14 protein-coding genes are annotated in these 14,110 nt (G+C 70.8%); 4 read left to right on the top strand and 10 right to left on the bottom strand.

Annotated features, from left to right (window positions below):
- The first annotated feature begins 139 nt into the window (after window positions 1–139).
- The gene (locus ACIRR9_RS46895) at window positions 140–1,210 is read left to right on the top strand and encodes a WxL protein peptidoglycan domain-containing protein (RefSeq protein WP_403765335.1); all 1,071 of its coding nucleotides are present in this window, start codon (window positions 140–142) and stop codon (window positions 1,208–1,210) included.
- On the opposite strand, the gene ACIRR9_RS46890 is transcribed toward ACIRR9_RS46895, so the two are convergent.
- Both ACIRR9_RS46890 and ACIRR9_RS46885 read right to left on the bottom strand, forming a co-directional pair.
- On the bottom strand, window positions 1,104–1,442 hold the full coding sequence (locus ACIRR9_RS46890) for a P-II family nitrogen regulator (protein WP_365351311.1): 339 nt from the start codon (window positions 1,440–1,442) through the stop codon (window positions 1,104–1,106). The genes ACIRR9_RS46895 and ACIRR9_RS46890 overlap by 107 nt on opposite strands.
- Entirely contained in the window at window positions 1,439–2,779 is a 1,341-nt protein-coding gene (locus ACIRR9_RS46885) for an ammonium transporter (RefSeq protein ID WP_403765333.1), read from the bottom strand. The genes ACIRR9_RS46890 and ACIRR9_RS46885 overlap by 4 nt, the downstream gene beginning before the upstream one ends.
- 133 nt (window positions 2,780–2,912) lie before the next feature.
- Here ACIRR9_RS46885 and era point away from each other — a divergent pair, with 133 nt between their 5' ends.
- Window positions 2,913–3,872 carry a GTPase Era gene (era, locus tag ACIRR9_RS46880; protein ID WP_365351308.1) on the top strand — a complete coding sequence of 320 codons (960 nt, stop codon included), beginning with the start codon at window positions 2,913–2,915 and terminating at the stop codon, window positions 3,870–3,872.
- Between the two features lie 23 nt (window positions 3,873–3,895).
- Here era and ACIRR9_RS46875 read toward each other — a convergent pair whose 3' ends face one another.
- The 4 genes from ACIRR9_RS46875 to ACIRR9_RS46860 all read right to left on the bottom strand — a co-directional run bounded on the left by ACIRR9_RS46875 (window position 3,896) and on the right by ACIRR9_RS46860 (window position 6,836).
- A complete protein-coding gene (locus tag ACIRR9_RS46875) occupies window positions 3,896–4,408 on the bottom strand; it encodes a barstar family protein (protein WP_403765330.1) in 513 nt (170 codons plus the stop codon).
- A gap of 18 nt (window positions 4,409–4,426) precedes the next feature.
- A complete protein-coding gene (locus ACIRR9_RS46870) occupies window positions 4,427–4,918 on the bottom strand; it encodes a hypothetical protein (RefSeq protein ID WP_403765328.1) in 492 nt (163 codons plus the stop codon).
- Window positions 4,919–4,925: 7 nt separating this feature from the next.
- The gene (locus tag ACIRR9_RS46865) at window positions 4,926–5,915 is read right to left on the bottom strand and encodes an RHS repeat-associated core domain-containing protein (RefSeq protein WP_403765326.1); all 990 of its coding nucleotides are present in this window, start codon (window positions 5,913–5,915) and stop codon (window positions 4,926–4,928) included.
- A 72-nt stretch (window positions 5,916–5,987) separates the two neighbouring features.
- On the bottom strand, window positions 5,988–6,836 hold the full coding sequence (locus ACIRR9_RS46860; RefSeq protein ID WP_403765324.1) for a helix-turn-helix transcriptional regulator: 849 nt from the start codon (window positions 6,834–6,836) through the stop codon (window positions 5,988–5,990).
- Between the two features lie 122 nt (window positions 6,837–6,958).
- On the opposite strand from ACIRR9_RS46860, the gene ACIRR9_RS46855 reads away from it, so the two are divergent.
- Window positions 6,959–7,816: an NAD-dependent epimerase/dehydratase family protein gene (locus tag ACIRR9_RS46855; protein WP_403765322.1), complete on the top strand. Its 858-nt coding sequence runs from the start codon at window positions 6,959–6,961 to the stop codon at window positions 7,814–7,816.
- 120 nt (window positions 7,817–7,936) lie between these two features.
- Here the strand turns inward: ACIRR9_RS46855 and ACIRR9_RS46850 are convergent, their stop codons facing one another.
- The 4 genes from ACIRR9_RS46850 to ACIRR9_RS46835 are packed head-to-tail and all read right to left on the bottom strand — an operon-like array spanning window position 7,937 to window position 11,962.
- Window positions 7,937–9,202 carry an MFS transporter gene (locus ACIRR9_RS46850; protein WP_403765320.1) on the bottom strand — a complete coding sequence of 422 codons (1,266 nt, stop codon included), beginning with the start codon at window positions 9,200–9,202 and terminating at the stop codon, window positions 7,937–7,939.
- Window positions 9,199–10,530, bottom strand: coding sequence for a GH1 family beta-glucosidase (locus ACIRR9_RS46845; RefSeq protein WP_403765318.1), 1,332 nt, complete (start codon window positions 10,528–10,530; stop codon window positions 9,199–9,201). Before ACIRR9_RS46845 ends, ACIRR9_RS46850 begins: the two co-directional genes overlap by 4 nt.
- 58 nt (window positions 10,531–10,588) lie before the next feature.
- Complete coding sequence (locus ACIRR9_RS46840) at window positions 10,589–10,855, bottom strand: protealysin inhibitor emfourin (protein ID WP_123977087.1); 267 nt, start codon at window positions 10,853–10,855, stop codon at window positions 10,589–10,591.
- A 21-nt stretch (window positions 10,856–10,876) separates the two neighbouring features.
- Window positions 10,877–11,962 carry a M4 family metallopeptidase gene (locus tag ACIRR9_RS46835; protein WP_403765315.1) on the bottom strand — a complete coding sequence of 362 codons (1,086 nt, stop codon included), beginning with the start codon at window positions 11,960–11,962 and terminating at the stop codon, window positions 10,877–10,879.
- 320 nt (window positions 11,963–12,282) lie between these two features.
- On the opposite strand from ACIRR9_RS46835, the gene leuA reads away from it, so the two are divergent.
- Window positions 12,283–14,004, top strand: coding sequence for a 2-isopropylmalate synthase (gene leuA / locus ACIRR9_RS46830; RefSeq protein WP_403765313.1), 1,722 nt, complete (start codon window positions 12,283–12,285; stop codon window positions 14,002–14,004).
- The last annotated feature ends 106 nt before the right edge of the window (window positions 14,005–14,110 follow it).

Here is a 14,110-nt window from a genome sequence, read left to right as displayed (position 1 = left end):
TCCGCGCGGGGGGGGGGGGGCGGGCCCGCCCCCCGCCCGCGGGGTGGGGGCCGGGGGGGGGGCGGGGGGGGGGGGGGGGCCCCCCCCCCCCCCCCCCCCACGACCGTTTCCGCCCGCTTCCGACCGGGGGTCCGCACCCATGCGTCGTCGCGCCAAGCCGTATGTCCTCCTCCTGAGCCTGCTCCTCGGCGCCCTCCTCACGGCGTCCCCCGCGCGCGCCGCCGACAACGGCAGCTGGTCCGTCTACCCGGTCGCCTCGAAGATCGCGGCGCGGCCGTACTTCTATCTCTCCCTCGACCCCGGGCAGACGATCACCGACAAGGTGGCCGTCGCCAACAAGACCGGCACCCCGCTGACCTTCCGGCTGTACGCGGCCGACGCCTACAACACCGCACGGGACGGTGGCTTCGCCGTCCGGACGGTGAAGGAGCGGATGCGGGGGGTGGGGGCCTGGGCGAAGGTCGCGAAGGCGCGGGTCACCGTGCCCCCGCACAAGACGGTGACGGTTCCCTTCACCCTGCATGTGCCCCAGGGGGCCGAACCCGGTGACCATCCCGGGGCGATCGTCGCGCTGGACGAGAAGGTCGATCCGGGGGCCGGGTCCCTGGCGCTCGGTGTGCAGCGGGCCGTCGGCGCCCGGGTCTATCTGCGGGTGAGCGGGCCGACGCTCCCGGCCATCGCCGTCGAGCATGTGCACATCAGCCACCACCAGCCCTGGGTGCCCGGCCTCGGCAACAGCACCGCCACCGTCTCCTACACCCTGCACAACACCGGGAACGTGACCCTCGACCCGAAGGTGCGACTGCGTGCGGAGGGGCTCTTCGGGCGGACGCTGCTCAGCCGCACCCTCACCGGCGTCCCCTCCGAACTGCTGCCGGGGGAGAGTGTCCGGCTCACCGCGCCCTGGCGGGGCGCACCCCAACTCGACTGGGGGGACGTGACGCTGACGGCCAGCGCGACCGGCACCAAGGAGTCGGCGAGCGCGTCGTTCCTCGCGCTGCCGTGGCTGGTGGTGGCGCTGGCCTTCGTCGCCGGAGTGGCCGGCGGCGCGCTGTTCGCCAGGACGCGCCGGGGCCGCGGCCTGCCGTCGCTGGGCAGGGCCCTCAGAGCGCGTCGGGGCCGCGTTCGCCCGTCCGCACCCGTACGACCGTCTCCACCGGCAGCGCCCACACCTTCCCGTCCCCGATCTTCCCCGTCTGCGCGGCCTTGACGATCGTGTCGATCACGGCCTCGGAGTCCGCGTCCTCGACGACGATCTCGATCCGGACCTTGGGGACCAGGTCGACCTGGTACTCGGCGCCGCGGTACACCTCGGTGTGGCCGCGCTGCCGGCCGTAGCCGCTGGCCTCGGTCACGGTCAGGCCGTGCACCCCGATCTCCTGCAGAGCGGTCTTCACCGCGTCGAGGCGGTAGGGCTTGACGATCGCGGTGATGAGCTTCATGCCTGGCTCTTGACCTTCTGGGCGGAGGGGACGGCGGAGGAGCTGACCGGGGCGCCATGGCCCAGGACCCCGTGATCGTAAGCCGTCTCGGCGTGCACCGTAAGGTCCAGGCCGGTGTGCTCCTGGTCCTCGTCCGCCCGGAAGCCCAGCGTCCTGTCGATCAGCTTGCCGATGCCGTACGTCACGGCGAAGGCGTACACCGCGACGACCACGACCGCCACCGTCTGCTTGCCGAGCTGGGCGAGCCCGCCGCCGTAGAAGAGGCCCTCGGCGGAGCCGGTCATGGCCTTCTCCGCGAACAGGCCGATGAGCAGGGTGCCGATGACACCGCCGACCAGGTGGACGCCGACGACGTCGAGCGAGTCGTCGTAGTTCAGCTTGAACTTCCAGCTCACGGCGTACGAGCAGACCGCGCCCGCGGCGAGGCCCACGACCAGGGCGCCGAGCAGGGAGACCGAGCCGCAGGACGGGGTGATCGCGACCAGGCCCGCGACCGCACCGGAGGCGGCACCCAGGGTGGTGGGGTGGCCGTCGCGCTTCTGCTCGACGAAGAGCCAGCCCAGCAGGCCGGTGCAGCCGGCGGCGAGGGTGTTCAGGAAGACGGCGGCGGCCAGGCCGTTGGCGCCCATCGCCGAGCCGGCGTTGAAGCCGAACCAGCCGAACCAGAGCAGACCGGCGCCCAGGACGACCATCGGGAGGTTGTGCGGACGCATCGCGTCCTTCTTGAAACCGAGGCGCGGGCCGAGCACCAGGCACAGCGCCAGCCCGGAGGCGCCGGAGGTGATCTCGACGGGCAGTCCGCCGGCGAAGTCCAGGGCGCCGAGGTGGTGCAGGATCCAGCCACCGGGACCCCACACCCAGTGCGCGACAGGAACGTATACGAGCAGCACCCACACCGGCACGAACACCAGCCAGGCCCCGAACTTCGCCCGGTCCGCGATCGCGCCGCTGATCAGCGCGGCGGTGACGATCGCGAAGGTGAGCTGGAAGGTGGCGAAGAGCAGGGTCGGGACGGTGCCCTGGACGCTGTCAGGGCCGAGGCCGTGCATGCCCGCCTGTGCGAGGTCGCCGATCAGTCCGGCGCCGGTGTCCGTCCCGAAGGCGAGCGAGTAGCCGCCCGCCAGCCACACCACCGTGACCAACGCGATCGACACGAAGCTCATCATCAGCATGTTGAGGACGCTCTTCGTGCGGACCATTCCGCCGTAGAACAGGGCCAGCCCGGGGGTCATCAGCAGGACCAGGGCGGTGGCGGCGAGCAGCCAGGCGGTGTCACCGGTGTCGGCGTGCGCGGCGGCGTTCGCGGCGGTGAGGATCACGGGCGTCTCCAACGTCATGGGGGCTCGTCAGAGGGTCACGGTTTCCCGTTTCCGATTCCGTACGAGTGTGTTTCCGTGACGTTTCGTTGCCTTGGGGTTACCGAAATCTCACGGTGCGGCGGGGCCTCGTGGATCAGGGAGAATGGGGGCCATGAGCGTTCGCAGCCAGTCAACCGAGCCGTCGGAACCGTCGGAGACCGTCCACCGGGCGGGCTTCGCCTGTTTCGTCGGGCGCCCCAACGCGGGCAAGTCCACCCTCACGAACGCTCTGGTCGGGCAGAAGGTTGCGATCACCGCGAACCAGCCGCAGACCACGCGGCACACGGTCCGGGGGATCGTGCACCGGGAGGACGCCCAGCTGATCCTCGTGGACACGCCTGGCCTGCACAAACCGCGCACGCTGCTCGGCGAGCGGCTGAACGACGTGGTGCGCACCACCTGGGCCGAGGTCGACGTGATCGGCTTCTGTCTGCCGGCGAACGAGAAGATCGGCCCCGGTGACCGTTTCATCGCGAAGGAACTCGCGGGGATCAGGAAGACGCCGAAGGTCGCCGTCGTCACCAAGACCGACCTCGTCGACTCCAAGACCCTCGCCGAGCAGCTGATCGCGATCGACCAGCTCGGCAAGGAGCTGGGCTTCGAGTGGGCTGAGATCGTCCCGGTGTCGGCGGTCGGCGACAAGCAGGTGAGCCTGCTGGCCGACCTGCTCGTCCCGCTCCTGCCGGAGGGCCCGGCCCTCTACCCGGAGGGCGACCTCACCGACGAGCCCGAGCAGGTCATGATCGCGGAACTGATCCGCGAGGCGGCCCTCGAAGGCGTCCGCGACGAGCTCCCGCACTCCATCGCGGTCGTCGTCGAGGAGATGCTCCCGCGCGAGGACCGCCCCGCCGACAAGCCCCTCCTGGACATCCACGCCAACCTGTACATCGAGCGCCCCAGCCAGAAGGGCATCGTCATCGGCCCCAAGGGCACGCGCCTGAAGGAGGTCGGCATCAAGAGCCGCAAGCAGATCGAGGCGCTGCTCGGCACACCGGTCTTCCTGGACCTGCACGTGAAGGTGGCGAAGGACTGGCAGCGCGACCCGAAGCAGCTGCGGCGGCTGGGCTTCTAGAGGCGTCCGGTCCGCGTCCGGTCTCAGTTCCACACATCGGGATCGAGCGCGGCCGCGACGAAACCGTCCCCCGTCGTCACGGACAGGTCCGGCTGCTCGATGCGCGAGGCGATGCTCTCGCGGTCGAACTCCCGGAACTCCAGGACGAAGTGCTCGGCCACACCCGCCTGCGCGGCCCGGTCGGCTCCCTGGCAGAGGACCGACACGAAGAGGGGGAAGTGGTCCGCCGCCGGCAGCCGGTCCGCGCCCCGGACGACACCGGCCATCCCCGCCCCACCACCCGTGACCTCCCCGCACAGGTCGCCCAGACAGTCCACCAGGGCGTCCCGGTTCCTGCCGAAGCAGCCGGGGAACCGGAGGGTCGCGGCGAAGGTGCGGAAGACGTCCTGTGCGGTCGTCAGCCCGTCCGCGGGGAGGCGATGGAGCAGGCCTCCGCCGGCCACGAGTCGCGACAACTGCCTTCGGACCTCGGCGGATCCATGCGGCACGAGGACCACCCAGGGTGCCGAGGCGTCCGCGAGATCGAAACCGGTCATGATCTGCCCGAGAGCCTCTCAGGCGTCCCAAGGAGTGCGCAGCGGCCTGCGGCACCACCGACCGGGAAGCTGCGCGTGCTCCTTCGTCGGCCGTACCCAGGGGCGCAGCGACCCCGCCGGGTCGGGGACGCTCGCCGCGTCGAAGCGGGCGTCCAGGTCGGCCAGCAGTGTGCCGAGGGTGCCTTCACGTGCCGCCGCGGGCAGGGTGTTCATCACCTCGTCCAGACTGTCCCTGGAGTCGAGATCATTGCCGTAGGCGCTGATCGGATAGAAGTCGTCGCCTTCCGGCCGGCCGGTCTCCATCCGGCGCACCAGGCGTTCCCAGGACGCGAAGCGGTCCGCGACCGAGTACACGGGCTTCACGATCCGCTCCCGCAGATGCGGCGCGACCCGCGCCCGCTCCACCTCCAGCCGCTCCGCGTCACACCGCCCGACCGACTCCAGCACCGGCTCCGGCAGCGCCTCCCATACGGCCCTGCTCTGCGGAGCGGACGAGAACACGTCACTCACTGCCCATTCACTCCTTCAACTGCTTCAGGAAGTAGTCGTAGCCACCGTCGGGCTGCATGAACGTGCCCTTGTCGCCCTCGCGGATCAGCATCGTTCCGGTGGCATCGTCCCACCAGGCGAAGCGGGGGATCCCCGACGGAGTGCTGCGCATCCGCAGACCCGGGGACCCGGTCATCATGTCCTCCAGGTGCTCCGGCACGTCGAGGTCGTCGACCCCCGGGATGCCGCGCTTCTTGATGTCACCGTGCGCCGCGATCTTGTCCGCGATCAGCGGCAGATTGCCGGCCTGGCTCGCGGCGTCCGGCTTTCCGATCTCGTAGAGGCCGTACGGGTCCGCGGAGAGCAGCGGGTCGAGGAAGTAGAGGAACGGGTTGGGCGCCGGGCCGAGTCCGAGCGGGTCGGGGGAGATGTACCGGGCCGTCTCGGGGTCGTAGTAGCGGTGGAAGTTGTAGTGCAGTCCGCTCTCGGGGTCGTAGTACTGCCCCGGGAATCGCAGCGCCGTGTACGCGTCGCTGCCGCCGCTCCATGCGGTCACTCCCCAGAGTGTGCTGCGTGCCTGCCAGGCGAGCCGGCCCTCCTCGTCGACGAGTTCGGTGGGAGCACCGGCGAGATCGGTGACGATGGCGAAGAACCGCGCGTCGATCTCCTCGTGCGAGGCGGTGAGCAGACGCTCGGCCTGGCCGATCGGGCGTACTCCGGCGTGTTCCCAGGTGACCGCCACGGAATGTGGCTGCGCCCCGTCGGCCGTGAGCTGTTCGCACAGCGTGGTGCCGTCCCAGGTGAAGTCGGTCCGCTCCACCACCGTGGTTTCGTCCGCGCCCAGTCGCTCCTTGGCGATCCGGCGTCCCATCGGGTCGTGGGCGTATGCGAGGGTCCGGCCCGCCGTGTGCGTGCGGGCGCGGTCGCCGCGACCGTCGTACTCCCAGGTGCTGGTCGCCCCCGTGGGGGTGGTACGGCTCAGCGGCCGGCCCGCGGCGTCGCCGCCGGTCGATAGCACGCCATGTCCCCGCAACCCCCGTTGCCGTTCTTCACTCATTGCGCGTGCGTCCCGGCAAAGGTACCCGAGGCCTCAGGAGCGGCTCGGGGCCATGTCCTGCAACCCCACCACCCGTAGCAGCTGCAGGCGTTCGTACGACTCCGTGCCCGGGCGGGCCGTGTGGATGACGAGGTGCTGATGGGTGTCGGCGTTGAGGAGGACCTCGCAGTCCAGTTCCAGGAGGCCGACGGACGGGTGCAGGAAGCGTTTCGTGGACGCGCGGCGTACCGCCACCTCGTGTTCGGACCAGAGGCGGGCGAACTCCTCGCTTCCTGGCAGGAGTTCGGCGACCAGGGCGGCGGGGACCGGGTCGGTGGGGCGGGTGGCCGCCACCGCGCGCAGGTTCGCGACCTGTTCGCGGGCCCGTTGCGGCCGGTCCTGTGCCGGGAAGAGGTCGCGGGCGGCCGGGTCCAGGAAGAAGCGGCGGACCAGGTTGCGCTCACGCGGCGGCCGGGCCAGGACGTCGCCGCTGAGCGCACGCGACAGCGCGTTCTGGGCCAGGACCTCGCCGCAGTCCGTCGTCACCAGTGCCGGGGTGTCGTGCAGCCGGTCCAGGACCAGGAGGAGGCCGGGGCGGACATGGGTGCTCGTCGCCTCCCGGCGCGGGGGCTCCTCGCCGGCCAGGTGGAACAGGTGGTCCCGTTCGTCCTCCGTCAGGCGCAGCGCGCGGGCCAGCGCCGTCAGCATCTGACGGGACGGGCGCGGGCCCCGGGACTGTTCGAGGCGCGTGTAGTAGTCGGCTGACATACCGGCCAGCGATGCCACCTCCTCGCGCCGCAGCCCGGGGGTGCGCCGCCGGGCGCCGGGCGCCAGGCCCACGTCGGCGGGGTCCAGGCGGGTGCGGGCGTGGCGCAGGAAGTCGGCGAGTTCGGGGCGGTTCACCTCTCCAGGGTGGCGCGGGCCGTCCGGGTTATCCAGGGAGTGCCGATCCCCTGATCGGGAGGTCTCTCCCGGTCGTACCGGGCGGCGGCGAGGGTGGTGGCACCAGAGCGAAGGAGACGGTCGTGATCACTTTTGTCACCGGTACGACGGGACAGGTCGGGCGGCGGTTCGTACCGCGGCTGCTCGCGCAGGCCCGGTCCGACGAGAGGGTGAGGGTCCTCGTGCGGGACGCGGCCCGCGGGGAGCCGTTCGCCGGGCTGGGGGCCGAGGTCGTCGTCGGGGACCTGCGGGACGAGGAGGCGCTCGGCAAGGCCGTCGCGGGAGCGGACGCGGTGGTGAACGTGGCCGCCTCTTTCCGCGGGGTGCCCGACGACGAGGCCTGGGCCGTCAACCGGGACGCGGCGGTGGCCTTGGGGAAGGCTGCGGTCTGCGCCGGGGTGCGGCGGTTCGTGCAGGTCAGCACCGGGAACGTGTACGGCACCGGACGCGGCCGCCCGCTCACCGAGGACGACGAGAGCCGGCCCGGCGGGGAGATGTGGGGCGCCTACCCGGAGTCCAAGGCGGCCGCCGAGCGCGAGTTGCTCGCGCTGGAGGGTGGCATGGAGGTACGGATCGGGCGGCTGCCCTTCGTCTACGGCGAAGGGGACCCGCACATCGCGAACGCGATGCCCTGGGCCGCGCACTGGGCCCCCGCCCAGCGGCTCCAGATGGCTCACCACGCCGACGTCGGACAGGGGCTGATGCGGCTGCTGTACGCCCCCGCGGTGAACGGCCCGGTCTACAACATCGCCGACGACGCGCCCGTCACGACCGTGGAGCTGTACCGGCTGGCCGGCGTCGAGCCGCCCGAGGACCTGTCCACCCGTACCGACCACGACCCCTGGTACGGGATCATGTCGAACGGGAAGATCCGCCGGGATCTCGGTTTCCGGCCGATCTACCCGAGCGCCTGGACGGCCTGGGACGCGGGCGCCCTGTAGGCCGCGATGTGCCGTCGGTCGACTGCGGCGCCCTCGTGGCTGGTCGCGCAGTTCCTCCCCCAGCCTTCGGCCGGGGGGACCCCCAGCGCCCCGAAGGCGCGCTGCCGTCGCCGGAACCGTTCAGTCGACCCCTCTGATCCGCCCCACAAGACCCGCCCCCGCCAGTCCGATCACCGCCGCCACCAGGTAGAGCACCCGGTAGCCGCCCAGGTACGTCACGATCGGCGCGGCGAGGGCGGGCGCCGCGACCTGCGGCAGGGCGTTGGCCACGTTGATGACGCCGAGGTCCTTGCCGCGGTCCAGGGCCTTCGGCAGGACGTCCGTCATCAGGGCGAAGTCGACCGAGGTGAACACGCCGAAGCCGATGCCCAGGAAGGCCGACGCGGCGATCGCCCCCGGCCAGGTCTGCCACGCCGCCAGCAGCGCCGTCGCCGCCGCCATCAGCATCCCCGACCAGACCACGAACGGCTTGCGGCGGCCCACCCGGTCCGACCACACCCCGCCGACCACGACCGTCGCCATCAGCGTCAGCCCGTTTATGGCCGTCAGGATCAGCACGCCCTGGTCGGGGTCGTGGTGGTGGAGGCGGTCGCGGAGGTAATAGAGCAGATACAGCAGCACCAGTGAATTGCTCAGGTTGATCAGGAAGCGGGTCAGCCAGGCCCAGCCCAGGTCCGGGTAGTGGCGCGGGCTCAGCCAGAAGCCCGCGAGGAAGGCCCGCCAGGACCACGGCGGCCGGTCCTTCGGGGTCAGGCGCAGGTCCGGGTGGCGCAGGACGTACGGGAGCACGCCCAGCGCCGTGAACACCGCGCAGGCCACATAGCCCGCCCCGACGCCCCCGGCGGCCGTCGCCAGGCCCGTGCCGCCGACCACACCGAGGATCTGCGCGGCACCCAGCCAGCCGCCCACCGAACCCCGTTGGAACCTCGGCACCCGGTCCGGCACCGCCGCCGTCACCGCCGCGAAGGCCGCGTTCAGGGTCAGCTGGACCAGGGCCCAGCCCAGCATCATCGTCCACATGCCGTCGGCGCCCGCGAGGAGCAGCAGGGACAGCGCCCCGCCCGCCGTGCCGGCGACGATCCACGGCGTACGGCGGCCCCACCGGGACGTCGTACGGTCCGACAGCGCGCCGAAGACCGGGTTCGCCGCCAGCGACACCACCGCGCCGACGCCCGTCACCCACGCCAGCATCGTCTCCTTCGACATCCCGGAGCCGGGCGCGAAGTCCTTGGCCTGGGAGGCCAGGAGGATCTGCAGCGGGCCGTACCAGCCCACCCAGATCGCCCCGTTGGCGAGGGAGAGCGCCGACGTCCAGCCGCGGCCGACCTTCTCGACCGGTTCCGCCAGGGCGGCCGGCTCTCCGGCCGGTTCGCGTGTCGTCGTCATCTCTGTGCCCGCAGCACGTCCCGGAACCAGTCGTACGACGACTTGGGTGTCCGCTTCTGGGTCGCGTAGTCGACGTGGACCAGGCCGAAGCGGCGCTCGTACCCCTCCGCCCACTCGAAGTTGTCGAGCAGCGACCAGACGAAGTAGCCGCGCACGTCCACCCCGGCCTCGACCGCCTTGTGCAGCGCCCGGATGTGGCCGTCCAGGTAGGCGATACGGTCCTGGTCGTCGACGCCCTCGTACGAGCAGCCGTTCTCGGTGATGACGATCGGCGGGAGCCGGTCGCCGTAGCGGTCGCGGAAGCCGGTGAGGAGTTCGGTGAGGCCCTCGGGGACCACCGGCCAGCCGAAGTCAGTCACCGGGACGCCCTCGATGTCCTGGACGGAGAAGGGGAGTTCGGCGGGGAGGGTGAGCCCGCCGAACTCGATCTCGGTGCCCTGCGGGGCGCCCACCTTGGTGGGGGAGTAGTAGTTGATGCCGTACCAGTCCAGCGGTTCGGCGATCACCTTCAGGTCCGAGGCGACGTCTCCGGGCATCAAGTCACCCATGCCGTCCGGGTATTCGCCGAGCAGGACCGGCTCGGCGAACAGGCGGTTGAGGAGGAGGTCGTAGAAGGCGGCCGCCTCCAGGTCCGGCGGCTCCTGCGAGGCCGGCCAGGTCGGGCCGTGGGAGTTGGCGATGCCGATGTCGCCGGCGCCGGCCGCGCGCAGCGCCCGTACGGCCAGGCCGTGGGCGAGGAGCTGGTGGTGGGCGACCGGGAGCGCGTCGAACATCAGCTGCTTGCCGGGGGCGTGGGCGCCCAGCGCGTGGCCGAACAGGGTGTGTTCGGCGGGCTCGTTGAGGGTGATCCACTTCTGGACGCGGTCGCCGAGCCGGTCCGCGACCGTGGCGACGTGGTCCGCGAAACGGGACGCCGTGTCCCGCTCCAGCCAGTCCTCCGTGACCGGCAGGTCCCAGTGGAAGAGGGTCGGGACCGGCCGTACGCCGGCCGCGCACAGCTCGTCCACCAGACGGTCGTAGAAGTCCAGGCCGCCCGTCGAGCGCACCCTCGGCCAGGAGATCGAGAAGCGGTACGCGTCCACGCCGAGGCCGGCCAGCAGCGCCACGTCCTCGGCGTGGCGGTGGACGTGGTCGCAGGCGACCGCCGCCGTCGAGCCGTCCTTGATCCGGCCCGGTTCCGCCTCGAACAGGTCCCACACGGACGGCTCGCGCTCGTCGGCCGCGCCCTCGATCTGGTGGGCCGAGGTCGACACACCCCAGAGGAAACCGTCGGGGAACCGAGGCAAGGGGGGCAGCGGGGGTATCGGATGGACCGCGTCAGTCGCCATGGCCGGGATCATCCTTACCCCTGGTAACAGAAGTCAACGCCCGGACGGGAACTACCCGTTACGCGCCTTCTTTCAACACCTTCGAGATCAGTTCGCGTTGCTCGTCGGTCAGCCGCGGGTCGGCCGCGTACACCGTCCGCCCGTCCACCGTGATCTCGTACGCGAAGCCGTCCGGCACCCCGGGCGGCGGGGAGCCCCGGCCGGCCGCGAGCGCGTGCTCGGCCAGGGCCTGCCACTCGGGGGCGTCGGGCCGGCCCGAGGTGTCCACCTCGGCCCGGCGCTCGATGCCCGCGAACCCGCCCGTGCGCCTCACCTGAATACGCATGGGTCCCTGTCTAGTACAGGATCAGGCCGTGTGCACCCCCACCTGGGACCAGGCCTTGAGGACCGCCTCGGTCTCCTCGCCCTCGCTGTAGCGGGCCTTGGCCGCGGCCACCGTGAGCTTCGCGAAGTCCGTGAACTTCGCGGCCGTCTTCAGTTCGCCGCCGGTGAGCACGTCGTACCAGATCTGCCCGGCCTTCTCCCACGCGTTGCCGCCGAGGGCGGTGGCCAGCAGGTAGAAGGCGTGGTTGGGGATGCCGGAGTTGATGTGCACACCGCCGTTGTCCCGGTTGGTCTTCACGTAGTCCGCCATGGTCGCGGGCTGCGGGTCCTTGCCGAGGCGGGGGTCGTCGTACGCCGTGCCCGGGGCCCTCATGGAGCGCAGGGCGACCCCGTGGACGCCCGGGGCGAGCAGGCCCTCGCCGATCAGCCAGTCGGCCTGGTCGGCGGTCTGGCCGAGGGAGTACTGCTTGATCAGCGAGCCGAAGACATCGGAGACCGACTCGTTGAGGGCGCCGGACTGGCCGTAGTACTCCAGGTTGGCGGTGTACTGGGTGACGCCGTGGGTGAGCTCGTGGCCGATGACGTCGACGGAGCTGGTGAAGTCGGTGAAGATCACGCCGTCGCCGTCGCCGAACACCATCTGATCGCCGTTCCAGAAGGCGTTGTCGTAGTTGACGTCGTAGTGCACGCTCGCGTTCAGCGGCAGTCCGGCGCCGTCGATGGAGTTGCGCTCGTACGCCTTCAGATACAGCTCGAAGGTGGCGCCGAGGCCGGCGTAGGCGCGGTTGACGGTGGCGTCCTGGCCGGGCTCGGAGCCCTCCGCGCGGACCTCGGTGCCGGGCAGGTCGGTGCCGTGCCCGGCGTCGTAGATCGTGCGGTGCGGGGTGCTGTCGGGGGTGGCCGGGGTCGCGACGACGGCGGCCACGGTGCGGACCGCGGTGACACGGCGGCGGGTGCGGGCGGCGGAGTCGTGCTGCAGGGTGCGCAGCGCGGCGTCGGAGAGCGCCTGGTCCTCGTGCTGGGCCAGGTGGTCGAGGATGTGCGGCGGCACGATCCCGCAGAAGACGGGCGTGCAGGAGACGGGCTCAAAGCCCCCGTTGGTCGTCATGCACCGCACCATCGCACTGAGTCACGCCAGTGTCACTACCCGCAACCATGATTGGTGAAATACCGTGACAATTGGCCACCCTCTGTGAGGGAGAGTGGTATGGCGCACGTTTTGTCCTATTTCGATCGGTGGTCCCGCATACTGATACGGCGCCCCGCCTCCGAAGGGCCTCGGCTAACATGCTTCGCATCATGCGTTTCGGGCTGCTTCTTCTTAGCTGCCGCGGCGAGGGCCTGTAGTCCAGGTCGACTCCCTCCCCGCGGAGCTTCGCGTTGCGTCGTCGGCCGTCCTTCCGGACACCCACTAGGAGCCCCGCAATCATGGCGAACCGCCAGCAGCCCAGCACCATGCCGATCCACAAGTACGGCCGCTACGAGCAGGTCGACATCCCGGACCGCACCTGGCCGGGCAAGCGGATCACCGAAGCCCCCCGCTGGCTCTCCACCGACCTGCGCGACGGCAACCAGGCCCTGATCGACCCGATGTCGCCCGAGCGCAAGCGCCGGATGTTCGACCAGCTGGTCAAGATGGGCTACAAGGAGATCGAGGTCGGCTTCCCCGCCTCCGGCCAGACCGACTTCGACTTCGTGCGCTCGATCATCGAGGAAGAGGGCGCGATCCCGGACGACGTGACGATCTCCGTACTGACCCAGGCCCGCGAGGACCTGATCGAGCGGACCGTCGAGTCGCTGAAGGGCGCCAAGCGGGCCACCGTCCACCTGTACAACGCCACCGCGCCGGTCTTCCGCCGGGTGGTCTTCCGCGGCTCCAAGGACGACATCAAGCAGATCGCCGTCGACGGCACCCGCCTGGTGATGGAGTACGCCGAGAAGCTGCTGGGTCCCGAGACCGAGTTCGGCTACCAGTACAGCCCGGAGATCTTCACCGACACCGAGCTGGACTTCGCGCTGGAGGTCTGCGAGGCGGTCATGGACGTCTACCAGCCGGGTCCGGGCCGCGAGATCATCCTCAACCTGCCCGCCACGGTGGAGCGTTCGACCCCCTCCACGCACGCCGACCGCTTCGAGTGGATGGGCCGCAACCTCACCCGCCGCGAGCACGTCGTCCTGTCGGTCCACCCGCACAACGACCGCGGTACCGCCGTCGCCGCCGCCGAGCTGGCGCTGATGGCCGGCGCCGACCGCGTCGAGGGCTGCCTGTTCGGGCAGGGCGAGCGCACCGGCAACGTCGACCTGGTCACCCTGGGCATGAACCTGTTCTCGCAGGGCGTCGACCCGCAGATCGACTTCTCCGACATCGACGAGATCCGTCGTACGTGGGAGTACTGCAACCAGATGGAGGTCCACCCGCGCCACCCGTACGTGGGCGACCTGGTCTACACGTCCTTCTCCGGCTCCCACCAGGACGCCATCAAGAAGGGCTTCGACGCCATGGAGGCCGACGCGGCCGCGAAGGGCGTCACCGTCGACGACATCGAGTGGGCGGTGCCGTACCTGCCGATCGACCCGAAGGACGTCGGCCGCTCCTACGAGGCGGTCATCCGGGTCAACTCGCAGTCCGGCAAGGGCGGTATCGCCTACGTCCTGAAGAACGACCACAAGCTGGACCTGCCGCGCCGGATGCAGATCGAGTTCTCCAAGCTCATCCAGGCCAAGACGGACGCCGAGGGCGGCGAGGTCACCGGCTCGGACATCTGGGCGGTCTTCCAGGACGAGTACCTGCCGAACCCGGACAACGCATGGGGCCGCGTCCAGGTGAAGACGGGTCAGTCGACCACCGACACCGACGGCGTGGACACCCTCACCGTCGAGGCGACCGTCGACGGCGAGGACACCGTCCTGACCGGCTCCGGCAACGGCCCGATCTCCGCCTTCTTCGACGCGCTGCAGAGCCTGGGCATCGACGTACGCCTCCTGGACTACCAGGAGCACACGATGAGCGAGGGTGCCTCCGCGCAGGCCGCCTCCTACATCGAATGCGCGATCGACGGCAAGATCCTCTGGGGAATCGGCATCGACGCGAACACGACGCGTGCGTCGCTGAAGGCGGTCGTCTCCGCCGTCAACCGCGCGGCACGATAACCCCTCTGACCGGCGGTTCAAGGGGCCTGATCACCGATTACGGTGATCAGGCCCCGTCGTTTCCCGGCCATCCGGCCATGAAGATCACGGAAAGGTCTCGTACGCG

Source organism: Streptomyces sp. NPDC101234, from assembly GCF_044767525.1.
GTDB classification, from domain to species: Bacteria; Actinomycetota; Actinomycetes; order Streptomycetales; family Streptomycetaceae; genus Streptomyces; species Streptomyces sasae.
Note: the sequence above shows the minus strand (reverse complement) of the source record. Positions and strands in the feature narration are given on the sequence as shown.